At 51.5% G+C, this 24,242-nt stretch carries 17 protein-coding genes and 3 pseudogenes; 10 read left to right on the forward strand and 10 right to left on the reverse strand.

The annotated features are described in order from the left end of the window. The first annotated feature begins 118 nt into the window (after positions 1-118). The 4 genes from FBY13_RS13180 (at position 119) to FBY13_RS13195 (ending at position 6,312) form a co-directional block, all read left to right on the forward strand. Entirely contained in the window at positions 119-802 is a 684-nt protein-coding gene (locus FBY13_RS13180; RefSeq protein ID WP_096011606.1) for a response regulator, read from the forward strand. Beyond that, complete coding sequence (locus tag FBY13_RS13185; RefSeq protein WP_145394371.1) at positions 799-1,986, forward strand: cell wall metabolism sensor histidine kinase WalK; 1,188 nt, start codon at positions 799-801, stop codon at positions 1,984-1,986. The genes FBY13_RS13180 and FBY13_RS13185 overlap by 4 nt, the downstream gene beginning before the upstream one ends. Positions 1,987-2,122: 136 nt before the next feature. Then, positions 2,123-3,256, forward strand: a complete 1,134-nt coding sequence (locus tag FBY13_RS13190; protein ID WP_145394372.1) for an efflux RND transporter periplasmic adaptor subunit — start codon at positions 2,123-2,125, stop codon at positions 3,254-3,256. Further along, the gene (locus FBY13_RS13195) at positions 3,253-6,312 is read left to right on the forward strand and encodes an efflux RND transporter permease subunit (protein WP_145394373.1); all 3,060 of its coding nucleotides are present in this window, start codon (positions 3,253-3,255) and stop codon (positions 6,310-6,312) included. Before FBY13_RS13190 ends, FBY13_RS13195 begins: the two co-directional genes overlap by 4 nt. A 267-nt stretch (positions 6,313-6,579) precedes the next feature. Here the strand turns inward: FBY13_RS13195 and FBY13_RS13200 are convergent, their stop codons facing one another. Further along, positions 6,580-8,238 (reverse strand): methyl-accepting chemotaxis protein, encoded by a 1,659-nt coding sequence (locus FBY13_RS13200; RefSeq protein ID WP_145394374.1) that lies wholly within the window; start codon positions 8,236-8,238, stop codon positions 6,580-6,582. 365 nt (positions 8,239-8,603) lie between these two features. Between FBY13_RS13200 and FBY13_RS13205 the strand changes: the two genes are divergently transcribed. Continuing rightward, positions 8,604-8,951: a gamma-glutamylcyclotransferase family protein gene (locus FBY13_RS13205; protein WP_145394441.1), complete on the forward strand. Its 348-nt coding sequence runs from the start codon at positions 8,604-8,606 to the stop codon at positions 8,949-8,951. 20 nt (positions 8,952-8,971) lie between these two features. On the opposite strand, the gene FBY13_RS13210 is transcribed toward FBY13_RS13205, so the two are convergent. After that, a complete protein-coding gene (locus FBY13_RS13210) occupies positions 8,972-9,877 on the reverse strand; it encodes a DMT family transporter (protein WP_145394375.1) in 906 nt (301 codons plus the stop codon). Between the two features lie 168 nt (positions 9,878-10,045). Between FBY13_RS13210 and FBY13_RS13215 the strand changes: the two genes are divergently transcribed. The 4 genes from FBY13_RS13215 (at position 10,046) to FBY13_RS13230 (ending at position 13,061) form a co-directional block, all read left to right on the forward strand. Continuing rightward, positions 10,046-10,930 (forward strand): helix-turn-helix domain-containing protein, encoded by an 885-nt coding sequence (locus FBY13_RS13215; RefSeq protein ID WP_063876925.1) that lies wholly within the window; start codon positions 10,046-10,048, stop codon positions 10,928-10,930. Positions 10,931-11,631: 701 nt separating this feature from the next. Next, the gene (gene mgtR, locus FBY13_RS23565) at positions 11,632-11,727 is read left to right on the forward strand and encodes a protein MgtR (protein WP_109717667.1); all 96 of its coding nucleotides are present in this window, start codon (positions 11,632-11,634) and stop codon (positions 11,725-11,727) included. Positions 11,728-11,736: 9 nt separating this feature from the next. Then, entirely contained in the window at positions 11,737-11,823 is an 87-nt protein-coding gene (mgtU, locus tag FBY13_RS23910; protein ID WP_367303063.1) for a magnesium transporter protection protein MgtU, read from the forward strand. 203 nt (positions 11,824-12,026) lie between these two features. Beyond that, positions 12,027-13,061, forward strand: coding sequence for an alpha/beta hydrolase (locus tag FBY13_RS13230; protein ID WP_145394376.1), 1,035 nt, complete (start codon positions 12,027-12,029; stop codon positions 13,059-13,061). Between the two features lie 46 nt (positions 13,062-13,107). On the opposite strand, the gene FBY13_RS13235 is transcribed toward FBY13_RS13230, so the two are convergent. From FBY13_RS13235 to FBY13_RS23750, 6 genes and pseudogenes are all read right to left on the reverse strand, one after another. Further along, positions 13,108-14,580, reverse strand: coding sequence for a mannitol dehydrogenase family protein (locus FBY13_RS13235; protein ID WP_145394377.1), 1,473 nt, complete (start codon positions 14,578-14,580; stop codon positions 13,108-13,110). Between the two features lie 1,460 nt (positions 14,581-16,040). After that, positions 16,041-17,291, reverse strand: a complete 1,251-nt coding sequence (locus FBY13_RS13245; RefSeq protein WP_145394378.1) for an aromatic amino acid transporter — start codon at positions 17,289-17,291, stop codon at positions 16,041-16,043. A 154-nt stretch (positions 17,292-17,445) separates the two neighbouring features. Then, positions 17,446-18,546, reverse strand: a pseudogene (locus FBY13_RS13250) (tyrosine phenol-lyase); the annotation flags it as partial. Positions 18,547-18,648: 102 nt separating this feature from the next. Next, the gene (locus FBY13_RS13255) at positions 18,649-19,308 is read right to left on the reverse strand and encodes a DUF2931 family protein (protein ID WP_145394379.1); all 660 of its coding nucleotides are present in this window, start codon (positions 19,306-19,308) and stop codon (positions 18,649-18,651) included. Beyond that, positions 19,299-21,173, reverse strand: a complete 1,875-nt coding sequence (locus FBY13_RS13260; RefSeq protein WP_063876931.1) for a phospholipase effector Tle1 domain-containing protein — start codon at positions 21,171-21,173, stop codon at positions 19,299-19,301. The genes FBY13_RS13255 and FBY13_RS13260 overlap by 10 nt, the downstream gene beginning before the upstream one ends. A gap of 79 nt (positions 21,174-21,252) precedes the next feature. After that, a pseudogene (locus FBY13_RS23750) lies at positions 21,253-21,568 on the reverse strand (resolvase); the annotation flags it as partial. Between FBY13_RS23750 and FBY13_RS13270 the strand changes: the two are divergent. After that, positions 21,565-21,773, forward strand: a pseudogene (locus FBY13_RS13270) (Tn3 family transposase); the annotation flags it as partial. The pseudogenes FBY13_RS23750 and FBY13_RS13270 sit on opposite strands and share 4 nt — an antisense overlap. Before the next feature lie 138 nt (positions 21,774-21,911). Here the strand turns inward: FBY13_RS13270 and FBY13_RS13275 are convergent. Further along, positions 21,912-22,874 carry a D-threonate 4-phosphate dehydrogenase gene (locus tag FBY13_RS13275; protein ID WP_255474495.1) on the reverse strand — a complete coding sequence of 321 codons (963 nt, stop codon included), beginning with the start codon at positions 22,872-22,874 and terminating at the stop codon, positions 21,912-21,914. A 16-nt stretch (positions 22,875-22,890) separates the two neighbouring features. After that, positions 22,891-24,171 carry a four-carbon acid sugar kinase family protein gene (locus tag FBY13_RS13280; RefSeq protein WP_255474492.1) on the reverse strand — a complete coding sequence of 427 codons (1,281 nt, stop codon included), beginning with the start codon at positions 24,169-24,171 and terminating at the stop codon, positions 22,891-22,893. Positions 24,172-24,242: the final 71 nt, after the last annotated feature.

The following is a 24,242-nucleotide window of genomic DNA, read 5'->3' on the forward strand; positions in this document are numbered from 1 at the left end:
TGCTTGATCTCATCAGGTTGTGTCACTAAGGCGACGATGTCGCGACCAGGCTGGAGTATAAAAACAACGTGTCAACGTAAGCCCAGGAAACGATGGAGAAACGGTCAAGGTGGCCCAAATGAAAACGAAACGCGTGCTGATTATTGAAGACGACGCTGATGCAGCGGGCGTACTTGAAGCCTATCTGAAACGAGATGGCTATGACGTGGCGATCGCCAGCAACGGCATGACCGGTCTGGAACAGGCCCAGCGCTGGCAACCCGATCTGATTCTGCTGGATGTCATGCTCCCGGTGATGAATGGCACCGAAGTTTTGGCTGCCATCCGGCGCAGCGGTGATACGCCTGTCATCATGGTAACCGCGATGGGGGAAGCGCCCGACAGGATTGGCGCATTGCGTTATGGCGCTGACGACTATGTCGTCAAACCCTATAATCCCGGAGAGGTCGTCGCACGTGTTCAGGCTGTACTGCGTCGCACACAGCAGGCGAAAGTGCCAGATGAAAAGCTCTGCTGGGCGGGACTGGAGGTTGATCCTGAATCACTTACCGCCGTGGTTAACGGCGTCCACAGGCTCGATCTGACGCCAACGGAATTTTCCATTCTGGTTACCCTGATGCGCGCGCCCACGCGTCCTTTCAGCCGTTTATTTTTACTTGAGAACTGCCTTCCAGAAAGTGATGCCCTTGAGCGGGTGGTTGATACGCATGTGTATAATCTGCGTCGCAAACTTGAAGCTGCAGGGATGTCGGAAATTTTACCCGCCGTTCGCAGCGTAGGTTACAGGTTCAGACAACCATGAAGCAGAAAACCCATGACTCCATGTGGCGCTGGATTTGCATTCGTATACTCATTCTCGGCTTAGGCAGCGTCATTCTTATTGCGTTCTGTATGTGGCTGAGGTTTGCCCTGCAAACGCTCTGGGTTTACTACCGGATGCCAACCGCGCTGTGGGAGGAGTTTTCTCGACTGCGCGTGCATCCGGAGCGCGATACGGCTCGCTTCCATCAAATTGTCGATCAGTGGTGGGGCGTCGGCTTCTCCGATCCCTCTATCGCGTCTGCGGACTGGATTACCGTAGCGGTGCTGGTCGCGGTGATTATTCCCTTTTTTGTCGTGATGGGATTGCGCTTTGCCCTGCCACTGGCGAAACAATTTAGTCAACTGGCGCACGCGGCACGGGATGTTGCACAGGGTAAATTCGGCACCTCGGTCGGTCAGGTTGATGGCGCGCCGCAAGAGTTAGTGCGTTTTACAGAAGACTTCAACCTGATGACACAGCAACTGGTGCGTTACGAACGTGAACTTAAAGCGTCGCATGTCGCGATTGCTCATGAACTGCGTTCTCCCTTGACCGCCGCAATGGGACGCCTGCAAGGCATTGTGGACGGGGTATTTGCACCCGAACCCCAGCAGTTTTCCATGATCATGAAACAGCTGACGCAGTTGAGTCGTCTGACGGATGAGCTTCATTTACTGTCGTTAGCAGAGGCAGGTCAGCTCAGCCTGAGTCTGACCCGGTTCAACCTTGCTGAGTTATTGCGTGAGAGAACCGCCTGGCTGGCGCTTCAGGCCGAGGCCGGGCAGGTAGCAATAGAGGTTCAGTCGCCCGCATCGCTGCCTTACACGGGAGATGCTTCTCGCTTAGGTCAGGTCGTGACGATTCTGATGGAGAATGCGTTGCGCTATGCTGCAGAAGGCAAACGAATTTCCGTTTATGCTCAGGCGTCCGCCACGGCAATCACCCTGCAGTTTCGTGATTATGGGCCTGGCGTCGAACCTCAGTTTTTAGCCGTTATTTTTGACCGTTTTACCCGGGCAGAGTCTTCACGTGCCCGCCATTCCGGCGGCAGTGGTCTGGGACTGTCCATTGCGAAAGCTATCGTTGAGGCTCATGCCGGTCATATCCAGGCGCAGCTGCCGTCAGAGGGCGGACTGCACATTACCATTACCCTGCCCTTACATGACGCCATGCAGACTGCGTAAAATACCGCGCGAGTCTGCCTGTCAGCCAACCTGGTCAGGCATTTTTTGCTCACCTTGACCATTTCTTGATGATCCATAAAAGGTTTCTGGACATAACCCACGTTAAATGAGCCTGTCTCATTTAAGGAATCCGGTTATGACAGATTTTTTTCCTTCTTTTGCTCGTCAGGCACTGCGTCACCTTGCCATCTTTAATTATGTTGTACCGTCACTGTTCGTGATGGTGGGCATGCTGGTGCTTGCAGGCTGTAAAGACGAAAAGCCTGCTCAGGACGAAACACTACGACCTGTTCGGACCGTAACGGTGCCGCCGTTTTCCTCGGGGGGCCTGATGACGCAGACGGGCGAAATCCGGGCGCATGAGGAGATTGCCTTAGCCTTCCGGCTGGATGGCCGCGTGATTGCCCGAGCCGCCGATATTGGTCAGCACGTTAACGCAGGCCAGGTACTTGCCACGTTAGAGAATAATGCCGCCCAAAATCAGCTCAGCAGTGCCACTGCCGACCTCAACAGCGCACGCGCATCAGAACACGTTGCCGCTCTCACACTCCGCCGTATGCAACTGCTCATGCCGGGCGGGGCCATTTCTCGTGCGCAGTTAGATAGCGCACAAGGCGACTGGCAGGCCGCAGTCGCCCGTCGCCAGAGCAGTGAGGCCGCACTTAAAAACGCGCGCGATAATCTGGCCTGGACACAGCTTACTGCGCCAGGGGCTGGCGTGATTACGGCGGTGAATGTTCAACCCGGGCAGGTCGTCAGTGCCGCCCAGACGGTAATGACGCTGGCCGCTGACGGCGATCGCGATGCCGTTTTTGACCTTGCCGAACCTACACTCTCTGAAAGTGCAACGACCACGCCAGTTAAGATTGCGCTGTTATCAAACCCCGCCGTAACGGCAGAGGGCCGTTTTCGCGATATCAGCCCGCAGGCCGATTCGCAAACACGCACCTGGCGGCTCCGCGTTATGCTGACCGATCCGCCCGCCGCGATGGCACTGGGTTCGACCGTTTTAGGCGTTTTCTCTGGAAAAGCCGACCAGGTGATTGCCCTGCCAGCCAGTGCACTGACGCGGGCCGGGGATCGCCCCGCGGTACTCGTGGTGAACACGCAAAACCAACAGATTCAGGTCAGGCCCGTTACGCTGGCACGCTTTGACGCACAGCAGATCTATCTCAGTGCCGGGGTTCAACCCGGTGAGCGCGTGGTTACCGCAGGTGTAAAAACGCTGTTGCCGGGTGAACGCGTTCAGCTTGAGGAGAGTGAAAAATGAGGTCGGACAGCAATCGGAACGAATTTAATCTGTCCGCCTGGGCATTAGCTCACCAGCAGTTGGTCATTTTCTTTATGCTGTTGGTGATGACGACCGGCGTACTCAGTTACATCGATCTGCCCCGTAATGAAGATCCGGCCTTTACCATTAAAACCGCAGTGGTGTCCGCCCAATGGCCTGGCGCTTCGGTCGAGGACACCATGCAACTGGTCACCGATACGCTGGAAAAGAAACTTCAGGAAACGCCTTCGCTGGATTTTATTGAAAGTGAAACGCGCGCCGGGAAGTCGGTGATATTTGTCAATCTGCGCGATGATACGCCACCGGCACAGGTGCCGACTATCTGGTATCAAATCCGTAAAAAAATACAGGATATTGCCCCGTCCCTTCCGCAAGGGGTTCAGGGCCCCAGTGTTAATGATGAATTTGGTGATACGTTTGGCACGATTTATGGTTTTACCGCCGACGGATTTAGCCCGCGTGAACTGCGTGATAAGGTCGATGAGATTCGTCGTAGCCTGATGGATGTGCCCGATACGGGCAAAATCACCCTACTGGGTGAACAGGAAGAACAGATCGTTGTCGCCTTTTCGCCCAGGCAACTGGACGGCATGGGCCTTAATCTTCAGCAGGTGAGCGATGCCTTAACCGCTCAGAACGCAGTGGCACCTGCTGGGGAAATACGCACCGATAAAGAGAATATCGCGCTTCGCGTCAGTGGTGCGCTGACGACGGTGGAAAGCCTTAAGGCCGTTACCCTGCGTATTGGGCAGCGTTTTATCCCGCTGTCGAGTATCGCGACAATCACACTCCAGCCTGCGCAGCCGCCGTCTGCCACCTTCCGTGTTAACGGCGAACCGGCGATTGGCCTGGCCGTCTCCATGGCCCCTGCGGGCAATATGCTCAGGTTTGGTCAGGCGCTCAATCAACGGATGACGGTTATTGCCGGCCAGCTACCTCATGGCATCAATATGATAAAGATCGCCGATCAATCCACGGTGGTGAAAACGGCTGTCAGTGGGTTTGTCCGGGTGCTGGCGGAAGCGGTCATTATTGTGCTGGCGATATCATTCTTCTCGCTGGGTTTTCGTGCCGGGCTGGTGGTTGCGGCCGCGATTCCGCTGGTGCTGGCCATGACGTTTGTCGGGATGACATTTGCAGGGATTGGCTTGCAACGTATTTCGCTGGGCGCGTTGATTATTGCGCTCGGGTTGCTGGTGGATGATGCCATGATCACGGTGGAAACCATGGTTTCGCGCGTTGAAGCCGGAGACAGCAAATGGCAGGCGGCAACCTATGCATTTAAAACCACTGCCTTTCCTATGCTAACCGGCACACTGGTGATGATTGCCGGATTTATTCCTGTGGGATTTGCGGCGTCCAGTGCGGGTGAATATTGTTACTCACTCTTTGCAGTCGTCCTCATTTCCCTGCTCTGTTCCTGGGTGGTCGCTATCCTGTTTTCACCCGTTACGGGAACCTGGCTGCTGACCGAGGGTGCCGGCGCAAGGCATAAACAACCGGGACGGATGGCACGGCTTTATCACCGCCTGCTTGATCAGGCGTTACGTTATCGCTGGGCAACCGTAATAAGCGCCCTGCTGCTGCTGGGGATGGGCGTGTTCGGGACGACGCTGATGCAGGGCGAATTCTTCCCCGCGTCCGACCGTCCAGAGCTGCTGGTGAACCTGACGCTGCCGGCTAATGCCTCTCAGACCGAAACGGCGCGGCGCACCGGGCAGCTAGAAAGCGTGATGCGCCGCGATAGCGATATCGATCATTTCTCCAGCTATATCGGTTCTGGTGCCGTGCGCTTTTATCTGCCGATGGAAGTTTTGCTGGATAATGAAAACACGGCACAGCTGGTAGTGGTGGCGAAGAACCTTGAAGCGCGAGACAGAGTGCGGCGTAAGCTCGAACGCATTCTGGCGCGTGATTTTAGTGATGTGACGTCGCGCGTCTCGCCCCTTGAGCTGGGCCCGCCAGTTGGCTGGCCGCTCAAGTACCGTGTCACCGGCCCCGATTACAGTAACGTTCGTCACATCGCGGAAACGCTGGCCGCCCAGATCTCACGCTCGCCGGATACACGTGAAGTGAACATGACCGCAGGCGAGCCAGAACGGGTCATCAAGGTTGATGTGAACCAAACGGCAGCGCGTGCGGTCGGTGTCTCTTCGGAAAGCATAGCTTCGATGCTCAATACTGTGATGTCTGGCAGTACAGTAACCACCATCCGCGACCATAACCGGCTCATTGATGTGGTGTTAAGGGGAGACGATCGCGAGCGGCAAAATACCGATATTTTGAATGGCCTGATGCTGAATACGGCCTCCGGGCAGAAAATTCCCCTTGGGCAAGTCGCGACATTAAAATGGCAACTTGACGATCCGGTTATCTGGCGGCGTCAGCGCTTGCCTTACATTACGGTGCAAACCGATATTGCCCCCACGCAACGCGCTGAAACGGTATCAGACCAGTTAAGGCCCGCCCTGGATGCATTTCGTGCATCCTTACCTGCTGGCTATAACATTGAAGAAGGCGGTACCGTTGCAGAATCGAACAAGGGAAACAGCTCCGTCTTTGCCGTATTGCCGGTGACGCTGTGTTTTATGCTTATCCTGTTGATGTTGCAGTTAAAACGCTTTTCCAGAATGCTGCTGGCGCTGTTGATGGCCCCTTTTGGCTTACCCGGCATTGTTATTGCCATGCTGCCGAGCGGTACGCCAATGGGATTCGTTGCGCTGCTGGGGATCATTGCGCTCGCCGGCATGATTATCCGTAACGCGGTGATAATGATCAGTGAGGTGGACAGTAACACCCAGGCAGGCATGGCGCATAGCGAGGCTATCCGCAGTGCCGCTATCCATCGCGCCCGTCCCATATTACTGACGGCCTGTGCGGCGATATTCGGTATGTTGCCCATTTCCCAGCAGGTGTTCTGGGGGCCGATGGCGTACGCCATTATTGGCGGTCTGGTTACCGGAACGCTGGTCACCTTAACGCTGCTGCCTGCCACACTCAGTCTGGTGATGGAACGGGAAAAAACGCGGTTCTGAATGCGTCCCGTCAGCGGGAAGAAAGAGGATCGATAAACGGGTGATGTTCATCTGTCACCCGCCCAGCGCAACAGAGATGCTGTCTGTAACAAATTTACCGATAACCGGCATTCAGCAGACGATCTGACTGTTATGCGGCTGGCCCGTCGAAATAGCGCCCGACAGCACCCTCCGCTGACGACTGGGTTAATAAAAAAAGCGCTGTATTACTACAGCGCTTTCTCTAATCAACAAGATCCTGAACGGGTCAGATTTTTACATAACGCCTTAAAAACTTTCCCAGTTGACCTTATCTACGTTTACTGCTTTTAAATCTGGCCTTTTCAAGGCGAGTGACGGCTGGCTTACCGGTGCGCTGATCGATGCAGGGGCATGCGCGACACTGTCATTCACTTTAAAAGTAGAAACCAGTCTCGACAGGGTTTCTGCCTGCTCCTGCAACGATTTAGACGCTGAGGATGCTTCTTCGACCAAAGAGGCGTTTTGCTGCGTCACTTCATCCATCTGCCCGATAGCCAGATGGACCTGTTCAATGCCTTTACTCTGTTCGGCCGTAGCGGCAGCAATTTCATTCACTAAGTCGGCAACCTGCTGAATAGCATTGCTGACATTATCTGAGTTACTGCCCACGCTCGTTGCCTGCTCCAGCCCCTGCTCTACCTGTGAAACGGATGCGGTAATAAGCTCTTTGATTTCGCGAGCCGCAGAGGAAGAACGTTGTGCCAGATTACGAACTTCTGAGGCGACAACCGCGAACCCGCGACCATGCTCACCGGCGCGTGCAGCTTCCACGGCGGCGTTAAGTGCCAGAATATTGGTCTGGAAAGCAATGCCTTCGATCAGGCCGGTAATTTCCGAGATTTTTGCAGAACTGCCACGAATTTCGCCCATGGTTGTCAGCATCTGACTGACTGCGCCACCATTTTGTTTAGACATGGTGTTAGCATTATTCGCCAGGTTGCTGGCCTGTACGGCACCTTCCGCATTTTGACGCACGGTATCGCTCAGCGTCGCCATGCTCACCGACGTTTCTTCCAGCGATGCCGCCTGTTGCTCGGTGCGCGATGACAAATCTTCATTGCCTGCGGCGATTTGTGTGGAACCTGTACTGACGGACTGCGCAGCATGATTGACTGACAACAGCGTGGTGGACACACGTTTAAGCAGATCGTTAAACGCTATCGCTGTCTGCCCAATTTCATCATTCCTTAGTACCGGTGCTAAATTTGTCAGATCAAGATTACTGCTGACCGTTGTCATCGTATCTTTCATGCTGGTCAGGCTTCTTTTAATACCCAGAATAATGCTGACTGAAAATATACCGAGTAATAAAATAACCAGTACAGATGCGCTGGTCATCGCCCAGATGGTCTGAGAATAAACATGATTATTTTCAGCCCTTAACGTATCACCAATTTGAATATTCAGATCGATTTGTTTAGTGAAGTCAGATTCCATTTTGCGCGCTGCGGCACCAATGCCGTTGTCGCTCTGAAGCAGTTCAAGAGAAAGCGCATTATTATGGCTACGTGAAGCCGCGAGAAATGCGGGTAAAGCGCTACGAACGGCATCAAGATTACGCAGTGCCTGAACCGTCATGGCCTTATCTTCATCGTTGGAAATATCATTCGCCATATAATAATCAGTTAACGATTTGATATTATCAAGAATGCCGTTTATTTTTTCTTCGGCTGCCACCTGTTTTGTACTGTCGGCCATTGACTGGTGGCGATATAATGCGAGACCCAGTTGGTTAGTTGCGCTAATGGATTTATTCAGATCTTTAATGCTGGGTATCGCATTAACCTGAACATATTCAAAACGAGACTGGAAGCCAGATATTACCGATAATGAAACAGCAACAAGCGCACATAGTGATAATGCCAGCAACGAAAATGCCAGCACTAAACGCTGTGTAATAGTCATAAAAAAACCCCTGGATGTTTAATAAAAGATTCGTTATCGCAATACAGTCTTATCGGCACAGCGCAAAGCAGCTTTACCTGTTAATTTCAGATATATTTCGGTTCCGAAACTTGAAAAATACCAAATAAGCGCTACGCGTTAAATTGTGGTTAAAATAATTAGGTCTACTTTGTTAAACTTTGGGGTCTGAATCGCGCTTTTTGTTCTGTTGCTCCTGAGCGTTCAGCCATGAGGTGTTTTATTACGCTCCTGGCTCCGGGCTGGCTTGCCAGTGAGAATAAGCAGGCGCGGAGCCAGCAGTTTATCCATAATGACAGAGACATCCGGTCAGAGTAAGGTGACTCTTTTTTATGACAGAGATGATTATGGAAACGTTGTTTGTTTACGGCACCTTATGTCCGGGCCGCAGCAATGCGCATATCCTGGAGGGCATTGGCGGTATATGGCAGGCCGGCTTTGTCAGCGGTTTTTTCTTTCCTGAAGGACGAGGCGCCGCTGCGGGCTTTCCCGGTATCGTCGTGGATAATCAGGCTCCGCGGGTTAATGGGTTTCTTTTCTCTTCTGACAACCTGAGCTTACACTGGCCCATGCTGGATGAGTTTGAGGCAGGTTATGATCGCATCAGGGTTGAAACGTTCCGTGAAAACGGTGACAGCGTCACCGCATGGATTTACCAACTTCAACCGCAGAACGTTCCGTCAAGCGCTCAATAAGCGATCTGTCTGAGGCCAGGCTAAACCGTATCCGTCACTGTTCTCGGTTTCAGCCAGTGCAACGGGCGGGCAAACATCACCAGGTTACCGCCTAAAATAAGCAGCAATCCGGCCACGTTGTGACTTTGCCACTGGTAACCTTCATACATTGTTGACAAGGTAAGTGCGACCAGCGGAAACATCAGCGTTGTGTAGGCTGCTTTTGCGGCACCCGTGCGTCTGACCAGGGTAAAATAAGCCCAAAACGCAATGACCGATCCGCATACAGACAGATAAAGCAGCGCACTCAGATAATGTAATGTCCATAGCGGCGAGAAATTCACGCCACGCGCCCAGGCGATGCCGCCCATCACGATGGCACCGTACAGCATGGCCCAGGCATTGGTGGTCATCGTTTCCAGTTGCCTGCGCTGGTGCCGCAGGCTAATCATATTCCCCAAAGAAAAACCAAAGGTGCCAAGCGCCGACAGGCCGATTCCTGTCCACAATCCTTTGTTCCAGCCGCTGACGTTCAGATCTTGCCAAAACAATACGATCATGCCGGTTAATCCCAGGGTGACGGCAAACCAGAAACGTGGTTGGGGGCGCTGCCCGAAAAAGAGGTAACTATTGACTGCGTTATAGAGCACCGCCATGGAAAAAATCACGGATTCTAAACCGGTATTGATATAGCCCGCTGCCGTGTAGAAGCACCAAAAATTAAAGCAAAACACACAGCATCCCTGTAGAAGGCAGAACAGATGATCGCGAAGTGACAAGGCACGTAGACGGCCCACTATTTTCAGCAGTGACAGGAGTAAGAGGCTGGCGATAGCAAAACGCCAGAACACAGAAACTGTGACATCCACCGGCCCCTGCTGCATAAAAATAGCGATCCAGGTGGTTCCCCAGATAGCCACCACCACCGCGTAAAGTAATGCGTTCATGCGTTTTCCTTTGAGCGAGAGAGGAAACAGTGTGTCGGATTTTCCGGGCGGAGGCTTTCATGGCCTTGCGGGTGACTTGCAAAATCTTGCGCATTTAATGGAACAAATCTGGCTACCGGCCTGAACTCGCCTTAGACTGAGCCTCTGTTCATCTGGCGGAAAAGAGTTATGTCTCGCGTTTACGACACGTTTGAAACGCTGCGTCAAAAAAAGGCCGTGCTGCGCGAATCGGTCATGCTCAATTCCGGCATCAGATTGGCGGCATGGCACAACAAGCAAGACCGGGTCACCGTAAACAGTAATCATCACACGTTAAGCCTTTATGTGGCGGATGGTTACGAGAGCTATCACAAAACGGCGAGCGGATGGCGCAACGGTGGCGGGCCTGATAAATTCTGTCTGATGCCCCAGCAGAGTGAATCCAGCTGGGATGTGCGTAATGACCTCACCTTTGTGCATCTTTATTGCACCGATGAACACTTACGCGAGGTCGGCGAGAAAGTGTGGGATCGCAATCCGTTGTCGATTACGCTGGATGAGAAAATATTTTCCAGCGATCCTAAAATCACCGCCTTGTATCGTCAGTTCTTACTCAGCTGTGACTGGCAACAGCCTGCGAATCAGTTAATGCTGAGCACGGCAAGCACCCTGCTGTTAACCCACCTCATCCAGCATTACTCCAGCGTGCAGTGGCGGCTCCCGGCAGTAACCGGCGGGCTGGCGCCCTATGTCTTGCGCAATACGTTGGCATTTATTGATGAGCATCTGGCGTTGCCGCTGACGCTTGATACGTTGGCCACGCAGGCAAACCTGAGTGAATACCATTTTGCCCGCATGTTTCGTCAGTCGCTGGGCGTTGCGCCGCATCAGTACGTTATGCAACGCCGCATGGAAAACGCACAACAGATGGTGCGATCAACCTCGCTGCCGTTAACCCAGATAGCGCTGGATAATGGTTTCAGTTCCTTAAGCCACTTCAGTAATCGTTTTAAGCAGGTCACGGGCTTCACACCTTCGCAAGTGCGCATGGACAATGGCGGGAGTAGGTCCTGAATCACGCGATGCGGCAAAAGACGTTGGGAAATAACAGGCTGCTGATTCGCTAACATTACAACTGAGTAACCTAAACCAATCCTCACTCACCCGCCGTTCCTGCCTTTACTCAACCTGCATCCTGATTATACTGAGCGCGGATTCATTCAGGCATCGTGGCATCTGTATGATTATCCCGATGAGCTAACGCTTTCATGGCGGTGTTGCTTACCGGAAACGCCGGCATCAGTTCAGCTGGCGATAATTGCCCTTCGGGTCAGTCAGCCATCCATAAGACGATGAGGACCAGGGTCATGTTACTGTTCAAAAACGCGCTATTCCCTCCCCCCAACTGGCACGTGCCATCGCTGTAAAACGCCTGCTTTCTGTAGCAGCAATGCTTGCGTCGGTAACAAGGCTAAACCGGCTACTGTCGCAGATTTTTAGTGGAAAGCGTGCTGGTAAGCCTCAGGCCAAACCTTGCACACGAAGGTGATTTACAGCAAATCGTCAGCCAGACATGCTCATCCTTTGATGGAACATTGATAAAGAGCCGTTCAGACGCGCGAATGATAAAGATTATCCTGCCTGCCGTTGAAATATGAGGTTAAGGGTAGCTGCATTTCGCTATGGATTAGCGGGACAAGACCTCACCGCGTGATATCAGTTTTCCACATTGAATGCTGTGATTAATCGTCATCCTGATGACAAGGAAGCCCCTTATGAATCGTTCACCTGAAAACGCGATTGCGTTAATTTTTCTTTTAATCGGCCTCACCGTCATGGTGCTGGGTATTTGGCAAATTCTGATGCAGTGAGGTAGCGCTATGCGTAAATTTACGCTCGACCAGATTTTTATTCAGGTGGTTGCTATCGCGGTCGTCATTATCCTGCTCACCATCGTGATTCGTTAATTCATGTGTGGCCAGACAATACCCACATCTGGCCATTTCCACATCACACAGTAACCGCCGCCCAAAAACACCTGCTTTTATAATCTCGCTCAACTCATCCTTGCCATTTCTGCATTACCGTCTGACGGCTGATAATGACAGCGTCAACAGCCTTTTATATTTCGCAACACCTGGCTTTTCTCTTAACTTAACCGGGAATAATTATGAATCTATGCCACAATTTTTTAATAGGTGGACTGGCAGCGATAATGACGATGGGAGGTGCAATGGCGACAGAACATCATGATCTGACGGGTTACCGTGAGGGCGCAAAGGTGATTCAGGTAAAACCCGTACGTAACCAGATCGATTCCCTCAACGGCGTCGTCTATTCACAAGTCACCACGCTGCGATCGGTCAGGCAGCTGCATATGTCGCTTCTGGTGCCACGGACGCAGGCGTTAAAGCCCGCTATCATTTATTTTCCGGGCGGCGGTTTTACCAGTGCCGATCACGATAAGTTTATTCAGATGCGTATGGCGCTGGCAGAGTCCGGTTTTGTTGTGGCGGCCGCAGAGTATCGGGTCGTACCTGATACCTTCCCGGCGCCGGTGGTGGATGGTAAAGCGGCGGTCCGCTACCTGCGACAGCATGCTGAGGATTACGGCATTGACCCTGAACGCATTGGTGTTTTAGGCGATTCGGCAGGCGGTTGGCTGGCACAGATGCTTGGCACCACCCAGGGGGAAACGTCATTCGATCGCGGCGATTTCACCGATAAATCCTCCGATGTCCAGGCGGTCGCAACCTTATACGGTATATCCGATCTCCTGAATATTGGCGAAGGGTACGCCGATGACATTCAAAAGGTTCATCAGTCTCCCGCCGTGACCGAGGCGCTGCTGGTGCATGGCGCGGCTTTCCGTGACTTTGCTGGCGCAAGTATCATGGACGATACGACTAAAGCACGTCACGCCAGCCCGATGGGGCATTTAAGTAACCCTAAACCGCCCTTCCTGATTATGCACGGCGATAACGATTCGCTGGTATCGCCCCATCAAAGTGCGCAGTTATTTGACGCCCTTAAAAAGGCAGGCGAGAAGGTAGACTACGTCGTCGTAAAAGGTGCAGAGCATGGTGACCTGGTTTGGTATCAGCCTGCCGTGATCGATGAGGTTGTGAACTGGTTTACCCGTGAACTCAAGCCAGAAACTGGCGCAGTAACTGATACATCTACCGATCCGAACAGCACGCTTTGACGCACAGGCAAGCCACTCAACGTGGCCTGCCTGGCAGAGGGGCAATTTAGCCTGAACAACGCTGCGTAACCGACATGGCTACCGCCTCTTTCGCCCCTTTATCCAGCAGAAGCAGATAGGCAGCGGTTATCTGCTTCACAAAGTACGCATTATTTGGCAGCGCCTCACCAAAAATGGCGTCCAGATTTAATAACGCTTTGACTCTCGCCTCCCCTTCGGCACTGGATTCTACGGCCGCTTTTAAAACCGGCAGGAGCGGATCGCTCACGTCAATGGCTTTTCCCTGCTCATCGACGCCTGAGACATAGCGTATCCAACCAGCAATTCCCAGGGCAAGCAGGTCAAAATCACTTTCGTTCCTGAGATGCCAGCGAACGGAGTCAAGCCAGCGCTGAGGCAGTTTTTGGCTACCGTCCATGGCAATCTGCCAGGTGCGGTGCTTCAGGGCGTGATTATCATAGCGCTCAATCAGCAGGTCAGCGTAACGGGCAAGATCAACGCCCTGCACGTTTAGCGTGGGTGCCTGTTCTTCCAGCATCAATGTCCGGGCCGCAAGACGAAAATGTTGATCTTGCATACAGTCACAAATATGTTCATAGCCTGCCAGATAACCCAAATACGCCAGAAATGAATGACTGCCGTTCAGCATACGTAACTTCATTTCTTCATAAGGCACAACGTCCTTAACTAATTCTGCCCCGGCCTTTTCCCACGCCGGCCGGCCTGCCACAAAGTTATCCTCTATTACCCACTGCCTGAAGGGCTCACAGGCTACCGCCACCGGATCCTCAACCCCGATCACCTGCGCGATTTTTTGCAAACTTTCCTGTGTCACCGCGGGCACAATACGATCCACCATAGTGGAAGGAAACGTGACGTGCTGTTCGATCCAGCTTGCCAGTTCGGGCGCTCTTTTCCGGGCGTAGGCGCAAACCACGTTGTTGATCACCCGACCATTTTCAGGAATGTTATCGCAGGACATGACGCTGAATGCAGGCAGTCCCGCCGCTCTGCGACGGGCCAACGCCTCGACGATGATGCCGGGTGCGGAAAGCGGTTGATGGGGCTGCTGTAAATCAGACAGGATGAGGGGATGATCAAACATCAATTCACCGCTAGCAGGCGAATGGCAGTAGCCTTTTTCGGTGATAGTTAACGACACAATGGCGATCTGTGGCTGACACATTGCGTCAAGTACGGCTTCAATGCCATCAACCTGCGCGTGCAGTGCTTGCCTGACGACGCCCACAACCCTTCCTGTCCATGCATTCGAGGACATCTCCGCCACGGTATAAAGAAAGTCCTGACGCTTAAGGTCGGCAATCTGCTGTTCTCCTCCTATCAAATTGACTTCGATATAGCCCCAGTCACTACCCTGTTCGGCAGCAAGGATATCCGCATAGACGGCCTGGTGAGCACGGTGGAAGGCACCACATCCGAGATGCACGATTCGCGGAACCAGTTTATGACGATCCCATTGGGGAACGGTGGCGTTAGCCCGGCGTAATTTATTTGGCATTGTAATCTCTCTGTTAATTAATAATTTAAACTCGATTAATTACTGGTTATTTTTCTGTTGAATAGATGTGTAATTTTCTGACTTAGTAACATAGTTAAAATGTGTTATTATTAAAGTTAATGGAATGTGTTAAATAATTCATTCAGGAGCGGCATGAGAAGTGCATTGATATGCTCCCAGCCATAACCTGGATCATAATAATTACCGCCTCAACACATGCGCCCACTACCATACCAGATGCAACGAATAAATGGTGATATGCGCCGAACAAATTGAGGTCACACCTTTCGCATCGATCTTATCTACCAGGATAAGTTAACTGGGCTAAATGATGGGTTAAGCTGACCCTATTCAGGCGATTACATGAATATTTACTTTTTAGCAGGAGGCGCTTTTCGATCACACTTTTTCGGTCGGGTAAATCCTTTCAGAGTAAGACGCATTCTGCCCAGGGAAGTTAACAGATGATAAAATACAGCCGCAATTGGCGAAGAGGACACATTAAATTAACATTGCGTCTGAGAACGCTGATTCAGGGACAAGCCGTGCATTAGAATGTTAATTACTTACTCCGCTAAATTATTAACTTCATGTTGTTAAATTTTTATGGCATGGATGTATGTCACATTTTTTAATTTTATTGTTTTTTTGAGACATCAATAGCATCAGGTAGCACTGATTCCTCAATGCGTCGTCGGGTTAAGACGCATAATTTTACCTGCGTTCATGACATCCATGAACCCAGGAGGACATCATGTGGAAATTGAATTCAGTGATTGATATGCAAGGGACAAACCCTTACCTCGTATTTGTCAATAACGCGGGGGATACCCGGCTCCTACCCTGTAAAGATATTAGTCCCACTTCCTTAAGAACCATGAATTTTTATGAACTCGAAAATTTCCTTTACGCTGAACAGGTAAAAAATAACAATAAGGCAGCAAAACTATCGACATTATCCTGACCTTTTCTGGCCCTCTGATTGCTCTGTCTGAGGGCATTTTTTGTTACAGCCCCTGGTTCATACGACTCTAACCTGGCATGTCGATGCGGTGGTGAAGAGATGAGTTTCTGGAGATTCAGGCAAGATTCCGTTCAACGTCGTTGATACAGCCGCAAAGTGTCACGCACTCACCCTGCTATCTGTTATCGCAATTCTGTCGATGACGCTGTTTACGCTTTAGCCGCCGACGCAGTCTGAGCTTTCTCAGCACCGTCACCCTGAGCTTCCGCCAAACGGTAACTGAGATGAGTGGTCGCTGAAGACTGAGCAGTGTCAAAAACATCGCGTTAACGTCCTCTCGTTGCCGTTTGTCACTCCGCACCCGGCAAAGGGCAGCAGATTAAACGGACCGCGTTCGCGGTAAAGGGTGACAATAAGATCCCCCCGCACACCTGTTTGGCATCCATGACCGGCTAAGGCTTTGCCCGGCCAGGCGCCTGTTTCCCGCACGTCTTACTTAGCCAAACGAAGGTAGCCATCGCAAGACATCAAGGATGACCGTCAGGTAGACGAGGCTGCCTGCGGCTATCACCAGATTAAGAACCAGGTTATTACAGGGCGCTGTATAAGCTGCGGTTGGAAAACGCTTACGGGCCGCTTTGACCAGGAAAGGGGGAAGGATGACACTCCAGATGGTAAATGCCAGCCCGGCATAGCCAATTGCGCGTATAAAGCCATCAGGCAGGAAGAAACACACGGCCGCAGGAGGCAAGTAAGTGACCAGTGCGGTCTTTAACCTGCCTGGACGGTCGTCAGAGAAATGAAACAGATCGGCAATATAATCGAAAAGTCCAAGCGTTGCGGCTAACAATGAACTGGCTACGGCAAAGTTACCAAAGAAGGTGAGAATAATATCCATATACTGATGGGTAAATAACCCACTCAGGGCGTCCACGAAGACGTCAATATTTCCCCCTTTGGCAATAATGGGTGGAAAGTCGGCGCGACGGATATTTCCCATTGTCACGGCTAACCAGAACAGATAAAGCAGCAGTGCGAAAGCGGAACCGATAAAAATCGAACGCGTGATATTCTTAACGCCTTGTGTGCCATATAACTTCACCAGGCTAGGTACGTTACCGTGGAAACCGTAAGAAATAATACAGAAAGGCAGGGTCATTAAGACATAAGGCAGGTATTGCGTATCAGGCAGCGCCAGCGCGGGACTGTCGATCAGTTTGGCCCCGTCGACATGCCATACCAGACCGGAAAAAGTAGCAAAAAACGCCAGAAACTTACCGATAATGAGCACCGTTGTGATACGACCAACTAAAAGCGAACTGTACCAGGCGATGCCCCCGACCAGCAGACTAACGATAACCACCGATAACCGGGCCGGAAGATGAAAGTCGCTATATTTTTCCACTGTCTGGGACAGGACGGCAGAGGAGCCAGAAATATAAGCATAAGTTAAAATATATAATACAAACCCGAATGCAATACCGACGACCCCATTCCATTTATGACCTAATAGGTCCTTGGTGAAGGTGTTAAAACTCGCGCCACCACCATAATGGAGGTTAACCTCGACCAGCATTAAACCGGTTAACAGCATCATTACCGCCACAACGATTAAAATAACCGATGCTCCCGGAAACCATACGCCAGCCATAGCAACAGGAAGAGAGAACATTCCTCCACCGATAACGGTGGCAATGATAAGCATTGTTCCACTGAGCAAACCGGGTGTTGTTTTATTAATATCCATGAAAAAATGCTCCTGTTGACTCTTTATTATCATTTTGGCGTCATTCTTGATGATGTGGATACTAAACTGTTAACAGCTGACCTGTCATTAAGGCAGGTCCGAAATAAAATCCTGTTTATAAAAAACAGGCCCCTGTCAGGGGACCTGAATCGTATTAAATATAATCAAAGCGGGCAGTAAAGAAACGGAGCTGTTTGGGTTCATAAACAAACCTCAGACCGCGAATATCGTCTTTGTGTTGATACAGTTTAATGATGCCATCAGCAACAACATCCATGTGTGCGTAGGTGTAAACACGACGTGGAATAGCCAGGCGTACTGTCTCCAGTTTGGGGCGGTGGTTTTCCCCCGTTTCTTTACTGCGCCCGGCGGAAACGATGCCACGTTCCATGCTACGCACGCCGGTTTCCATATAAATGCTGGCTGCCAGACTCTGTGCCGGAAACTGATCCTGCGTCAGATGGGGGCAAAAACGACGGGCATCAAGAAATACAGCATGTCCACCCGTCGGTTCGACAATAGGTACACCGGCATTCCGGAGCTTATCTCCCAGATAGCGTACCTGTTTCACGCGATGTTCAATGTATTCATACTGCATGGCTTCACGCAACCCGATAGCCATCGCCTCCATATCACGACCGGCCAATCCGCCATATGACGGCATCCCCTCATAAACCACAACCAGCTCTTTCGCGGCCTGGAACATCTCTTCATCGTTCATGCAGAGGAAGCCGCCGATATTCACCAGACAGTCTTTTTTGCCACTCATGGTGCAGCCATCGGCATAGCTGAACATTTCATGAACGATATCTTTGATGCTGGTGTTCTCGTATCCTGCTTCCTGCTCTTTAATGAAATAGGCATTTTCAACACAGCGTGTCGCATCGTAGAAAATCTTAATGCCATATTGACGGGTCATTTCATGTACCGCACGCATATTTGCCATTGAAACGGGCTGACCGCCTGCCAGGTTCACGGTGACCGCCAGGCAGATATAGGCAATGTTATCCGCGCCCTTTTCTTCAATGAGCCTGGCTAATTTATTGAGGTCAATATCGCCTTTGAAAGGCATCTTCAGGCCAGCGTCGTGCGCTTCGTCACGAACAATATCCACAAAGGTTGCGCCGTTTTTTTCCTGATGGAATCGGGTCGTTGTAAAATACATATTCCCCGCAACATATTGACCGGGCTTAATGGCCAGTTGCGAGAGCAGGTTCTCTGCTCCGCGCCCTTGATGCGTGGGAACAATATGTTTGGGGTCAATTTGGGTATTGGAAATTATTGTACGTTAAGGCTTAAACTTGACCTCCAAGTCCCAAAGGATCTTGGGAAGATCCCCCAGGGCTCAATAGCAAGCTTACCAGCTACCATAAGGATACTTTTTCCCTTTGATAAACTCCTCGGTATCTTTTCCGTACTCATAGCCGTTAGAAAACCGCGTTATTCCTTTGCACATATCTAATTTGTCCCCTGAAACGGTTTTAAGGACTGACGGTTTGACGCGATAATTTGGCTCAGAACTAATCCCCTGCAACCAGACGGCGACTTTTCCCTCCGGAGCCAGACCAATTTGCACTCTGTCGTAATACGTAGTTCTTCCCCGATAATTCCTGTAATCACTCGGCCTGAGCATTTTCTCCAGTATGGGTTTAGGGATTGTCAGTGCGGTCTCATACACTTTTTTATCGATAATAGAGTCCCAGCAAAAAATAATATGTCTGGGAGGTCGTTTAACGTGATTCCAGTAGCCACCAGACACACGGTCTTTGTCGTTCCACTCACCGATAACGTCGGGTAGAACAGATGTACGGTTCAGGGTATTAAATTCATAAACTTTGCCATCGGCATCCTGAACAACGGCGTACGTCACCAGTGCGGGCAGCGCCTTAGGTGTGAAAAAATCAAAGGTCCACTCTACTGGCTCATCGTTTTGAGGGTCACTTCCGGGCAACGACTGCCCCTGACAGGCCGTCAGAATGAGCAACGGAAACAGCCAGGCCACACGAATTATTTCCATATTTTATTCCCATCCATATTATAAACTGTCCGCTGCCAGCGCTCGTCTGGCCGGTTGGTAAATGTTACCAGCTTCGCTGGTCTGACTGCACCGCTGATACTTCCCCGACCGTCTCTCACCACGCTGTTCCAGTTGGCTGAGCAATGGATATATTTTTCGGCCAGCATCAGAATTTCCGGCGTGGTAAAGCCGGGGGCTGACTTACCACTCCTTATGGCACGGCCCATCACGATTGCTTTTTCACACAGGCTGTTCAGTTCTGGCCGGAGTGACAGGTTGTCGTCTTTAGGTAAAATAGGGGAAAATTCCACCCCGGCATCCTGCGCCGCATCGAGCATCACTCGCAACACCACCTTCGACCAGTCGTTACGCGTCGGGCGATCGATAACCAGCGCAGCGCCGCTGCGTTTCTGTAGCGATCCGTAACGATCTGCTGGCAGTCTGTCGTCATGCCAGGTATCGACATTCACCTCCACCGCATTCAGCAGTGGCGCTATCGCGGGGTAACCGTCCATCGCTGTAAGCTCCCCGCAGGTCTGTTGATAAATCCGCGTTTCTGTGTCTGGTGTAGAAAGGGGAACGGTTTCAAAATCGGGTCGGGTAAGAAAACATAATTCATGCTCATCGGGATTGTAGCCGCCGCCTATGTCAGAATGCACCCCGGGAAGGGCCAGCTCCGGCCACGCCGGTTTCACGCTATTCAGCGCGAAATTGAAGCGGCATTCGTGCTGCGCAGTGATATGGAATACTTTATCAGCAACGCCCGGACGCAGCGCCAGATTGACATCCCCGGTATCGGCGCTGTGCGGGTTGAGGCCGTTAACCGGTGTCCCGATGGCGGCTACGGTATCAAATATCCCCAGAAAGCGGGTTTTGCCCCCGGACGTACCGGAAAAATCAATACCATTCAGACCGGCTTTAATCGCCGATACAATGGCTCTGTCCTGACTGAATATCCGGTTGGCAAAGTGGCGCGCCGCCGCCGCTCCCCGGCTGAAGCCGAAAATATCAAATTGCAACTCTTTGATGGTGCAGAACCGGGCATCTGTGTGTCTGTCTAAATAGCCCTGAATACCGGCAGCCAATGCTGCGACTGCTTTATCGGTTTTACTCACTACGCCGGTATCGCCCCGGCCAGTGCCCATTCCGTAAGTGCTGTCGCCAGCCCCGTCTTCCGTACCGATACCTTCAATATAAATGGCGTACTGTCCTGCCCCTGTATCAGTTTTTATTTCCGGGTTATAAAGCGTATAGAGCCAGTGCACGTTACTGTAGTAGCCGATATAGCTTCCGGCGGCAGTACCGCTGACTCCGCGATTCAGCTGGACACACTGCTCTAGCGCAGACATAGATTCTGCATCATTCATTCCGTAATGTTCACCGGAACAGGCGGCCTGACGGGCACCGCTGTTATTCGCATTGTTGCCAGTGCCATCAAAGAATACGCCGATGGTCAGCGTGATATCCCGTTTCTTCTTCGCGACCTGCGCTCGCTGTTCAGGCTCTGACTGCTGGGCTTGTTTTTTCGCCTTCTCAGACCGTTCGGCCAGCCGTCCGGCGTTGCAGTCGCTCTCGTAGGTGTGCGTCTGAACTGACGGAATAAATCGGGCGCGGCAAGGGCAGGAACTATAGCTGTCCAGTGAACCTGCCCACTCTTTCAGTTCATCGCCCACTTCATAGGAATCCCCCATGCCGCCGCACACCCGGAAGCGCCCCTCGTGCTTACCGCAAGTCACCGGGTCGCCCTCCCTGACCTGCTGCCGCTCTATGCCACCGATTTCGTAGGTGTCGTCAGACGCACCGGAAAGGATCCGTCCCCCGCAGGTGGTTTTATCCAGGTGATACAGATAAAATCCCGTAGTCATAATCCCTCATGAATGTAATGGTTATAAAATCAGCGCATCATACCTTAATCATGTCTTAACCAAAATCTTCGGCTTATGATTACCGGTACCATGCCTGGATACGGCAGATTTGCGAAGGACCGTACTCCGTGCATCCGCTGTTTCCCGGATACTGAGTTTCTTGACCTGCCGGTAGTACAGGACTTTATGATGACGCTCCTGTTCGGCCTGTTTCCCCTATATTTACCCAACGTATTTACGCGTTCAATTTCCTGTTTTTGCCGCTGGCGGCGGCTCAGCCAGTCCTTATGCGAGATTACGGCCATCAGATCGAAAAGCATATTATTTATAGCGGTTATCACGGCGCCGGTAATCGGGTCGGCCTGCGAAGAGTCTTTATCTGACAGTGCCTGCCAAAGCACTGAGGGAAACTGGCCGTATTGAACGAACGCTGTTTATGCTCGACTGGTTCCGCGATCCGGTACTGCGTCGGCGGGTACGGGCTGGTCTAACTAAAGGAGGAGCCGTAACGCGCTTGCGCGTACGATATTTATGGAAAGAGCGGTCGATGCCCTGAAGCGTAGAGCTTTAAATATCAACGAGCTACTGCTGCCGCATTTAAGGCTATCAGTGTCACCTGTTGAGATAACAGTTTTGTGGCAATACTGGCTACAGCAATCACTAATATGATCACTAAAGAAAAGGCGATGTATGACCATCGCCTGAGTGATCAGAACGTATTAACACCCGATGCGTTATTTATTCTCGGGTAATTTTCATCGCCATATCGATTGATATCGCCATGCTCTCGGGATTCGCCTTGCCTGTCCAGGCAATATTGAATGCGGTGCCGTGATCGGCTGAGGTGCGCAGGAAAGGCAATCCTGCCGTGATATTCACACCGTCGTAAAAACCGAGGAGCTTAAGTGGGATATGTCCCTGATCGTGATACATCGCGACAACGATGTCATACATACCTTCATTACACTGCATAAATACGGTGTCTGGCGGACAAGGGCCATAAACATCAATGCCCTGCGCTTTCATTGCGTCTATAGCCGGCGTCAGGATTCGAATCTCTTCATCACCAAACAGACCATTTTCGCCAGCGTGTGGGTTTACGCCTGCAACCGCAATACGCGGCTGGGTGAAGCCGACCCGGCGTAAAAAGGTATCGGCGATTCTGATGACCGTTTCCACCCGTTCCTGACTGAGCGTATCCAGGAACTTACGCAGCGAAATATGCGTGGTGACGTGGATAACCTTCAGCTTATCGGTGTACAGCACCATCGAATAATCTTTGGTGTCCGTCAACATCGCGAGTAACTCGGTGTGGCCGGGATAATGATGTCCTGCAAGGTGCAGCGCTTCCTTATTCAGTGGCGCGGTAGCAATCGCTTTGACCTCGCCACGCATCGCCATTTCGGTTGCTCGCTTGATGCACCGATAGGCCACATCACCGGCTTCGGGTTGAACCACGCCACACTGCAACGCATCCGGATGGGCAACTTTCTCATCAATAATGTGAATGATGCCCGGCGCGAACTGTGCCTGATCCACCTGCTCAATAACTCTGAGTTCAACCTGAGGTGTGATATTCATTGCCAGTATACGGCGGAAAGTCTGTGCGCAGCCGATAACCACCGCGGGTGAGCCATTCAATGGCCCTTCGGCTAAAGCCTTGATAATGATTTCAGGACCGATCCCTGCAGGATCGCCCATTGTTATAGCAACAGTATTAGTCACCTGTTTTCTCCTCAACGAAACTCAAAATTTTTAAGAGGGTGGTTTCATCACCGAAAGCACCGGCTTTAGTAAATACAGTCTGATTCCAGTCACAGCCAAGTAAGTGCCCGTAGGGAACACAACCTGCAGCCCTGCCCCGAATTCTGAATCCTGTTGCGCCCAATGCGGTTGCGGTTGCAGTCGCGACATCACCACCGGAGAGATACAGTGCTTTTGGTGGCGTGATGCGCACGACCGAATGGACCAGTTCTCCAAGCAGAAAACTGATTTTTTCACCCAGTTGCTTACGGGTAATGCCACGTTGTTCACACAGCCTCTGTATATGTTGCCTGTCGCCACTGTCACAGCAGGTATGGACCAGACAATGTGAGCCATGACGAAGAATGCAGGTAATGGCCTCTCTGAAACGATCGCTACCTTTCTCCAGCAGTTCAGCGGTATCGATATAGACGTGTTCAACTCGCGGATGTTCTGCGGCTAGCGCCAGTTGTCTTTGAGCGACTTCACTCATTGAACCCACCACAGCAAACAGACCTGGGTACTTTTTGGCTGACGTAAAATAGCGAGCAAAAGCATCACACAGCCCAGCTGAGCCTACCAGCAACGGCTTTGGCCGTAACGATGCACATATTTCTACGATGTGATCCAACTCAGCATCAGTTTTTGCATCAACGATGAGGGCGGTCATTCCTTCGCGCACCTCTTGCGCGTGCCGGGCAAGATCGCTGCACCTGACGTTAATGCAGCTAATGCGACTCTGTTTTTGCACAATGTCACTGATATCTGCACTCAAGATCGGGGTTTTTGGATCGCTGGCAAATTCCGTCGCGGTGAGCAACTTGCCGGAAACCAGACATTCACCGTTTTGCGTTGTTCGTCCTGCTGCCGGAAACGCAGGCGCAATGACCGCCAGATTGATGCCGCTTGCCTGCAACACTGCCTCTGTTTCGGCTCCGGGATTACCTCGCATCGTCGAATCGATCTTTTTGATAAACCACTCCACGGTCATACCGGGTTGGTCTGCCAAAAGTGCAGTCATGTGGTTTGTGACTTGCTGTGCGGCATCGCTCGCTGAATACGCCCTGCTGTCGCTGTTCAGCACAATCGCCTGGGCCTTACTCAGATAGGGCTGTTGGAAAATGACATCCACGACCATGCCTGCCTCAGTCAGCGAAACACCGGCATCATTCGCGCCGGTGAAATCATCGGCCAGCACAATGCATTTTTTTTGATTACCCGCCTGCACCGTCATTGGAACTCCAATGCTACTCATCCGTCGTTTGATTATATTCAATCACAATCGATTATATGTGAGCAAGATCAATTTAATAAAGCCTCATTTTA

Origin of the sequence: Pantoea sp. SJZ147 (genome assembly GCF_007828605.1) — a bacterium.
GTDB classification, from domain to species: Bacteria; Pseudomonadota; Gammaproteobacteria; order Enterobacterales; family Enterobacteriaceae; genus Pantoea; species Pantoea allii.

Coding starts and splice junctions, on each gene's coding strand:
- FBY13_RS13180 (WP_096011606.1), top strand. CDS start 119: ATGAAAACGAAACGCGTGCTGATTATTGAAGACGACGCTGATGCAGCG.
- FBY13_RS13185 (WP_145394371.1), top strand. CDS start 799: ATGAAGCAGAAAACCCATGACTCCATGTGGCGCTGGATTTGCATTCGT.
- FBY13_RS13190 (WP_145394372.1), top strand. CDS start 2,123: ATGACAGATTTTTTTCCTTCTTTTGCTCGTCAGGCACTGCGTCACCTT.
- FBY13_RS13195 (WP_145394373.1), top strand. CDS start 3,253: ATGAGGTCGGACAGCAATCGGAACGAATTTAATCTGTCCGCCTGGGCA.
- FBY13_RS13200 (WP_145394374.1), bottom strand. CDS start 8,238: ATGACTATTACACAGCGTTTAGTGCTGGCATTTTCGTTGCTGGCATTA.
- FBY13_RS13205 (WP_145394441.1), top strand. CDS start 8,604: ATGGAAACGTTGTTTGTTTACGGCACCTTATGTCCGGGCCGCAGCAAT.
- FBY13_RS13210 (WP_145394375.1), bottom strand. CDS start 9,877: ATGAACGCATTACTTTACGCGGTGGTGGTGGCTATCTGGGGAACCACC.
- FBY13_RS13215 (WP_063876925.1), top strand. CDS start 10,046: ATGTCTCGCGTTTACGACACGTTTGAAACGCTGCGTCAAAAAAAGGCC.
- mgtR (WP_109717667.1), top strand. CDS start 11,632: ATGAATCGTTCACCTGAAAACGCGATTGCGTTAATTTTTCTTTTAATC.
- mgtU (WP_367303063.1), top strand. CDS start 11,737: ATGCGTAAATTTACGCTCGACCAGATTTTTATTCAGGTGGTTGCTATC.
- FBY13_RS13230 (WP_145394376.1), top strand. CDS start 12,027: ATGAATCTATGCCACAATTTTTTAATAGGTGGACTGGCAGCGATAATG.
- FBY13_RS13235 (WP_145394377.1), bottom strand. CDS start 14,580: ATGCCAAATAAATTACGCCGGGCTAACGCCACCGTTCCCCAATGGGAT.
- FBY13_RS13245 (WP_145394378.1), bottom strand. CDS start 17,291: ATGGATATTAATAAAACAACACCCGGTTTGCTCAGTGGAACAATGCTT.
- FBY13_RS13255 (WP_145394379.1), bottom strand. CDS start 19,308: ATGGAAATAATTCGTGTGGCCTGGCTGTTTCCGTTGCTCATTCTGACG.
- FBY13_RS13260 (WP_063876931.1), bottom strand. CDS start 21,173: ATGACTACGGGATTTTATCTGTATCACCTGGATAAAACCACCTGCGGG.
- FBY13_RS13275 (WP_255474495.1), bottom strand. CDS start 22,874: ATGGGCGATCCTGCAGGGATCGGTCCTGAAATCATTATCAAGGCTTTA.
- FBY13_RS13280 (WP_255474492.1), bottom strand. CDS start 24,171: ATGAGTAGCATTGGAGTTCCAATGACGGTGCAGGCGGGTAATCAAAAA.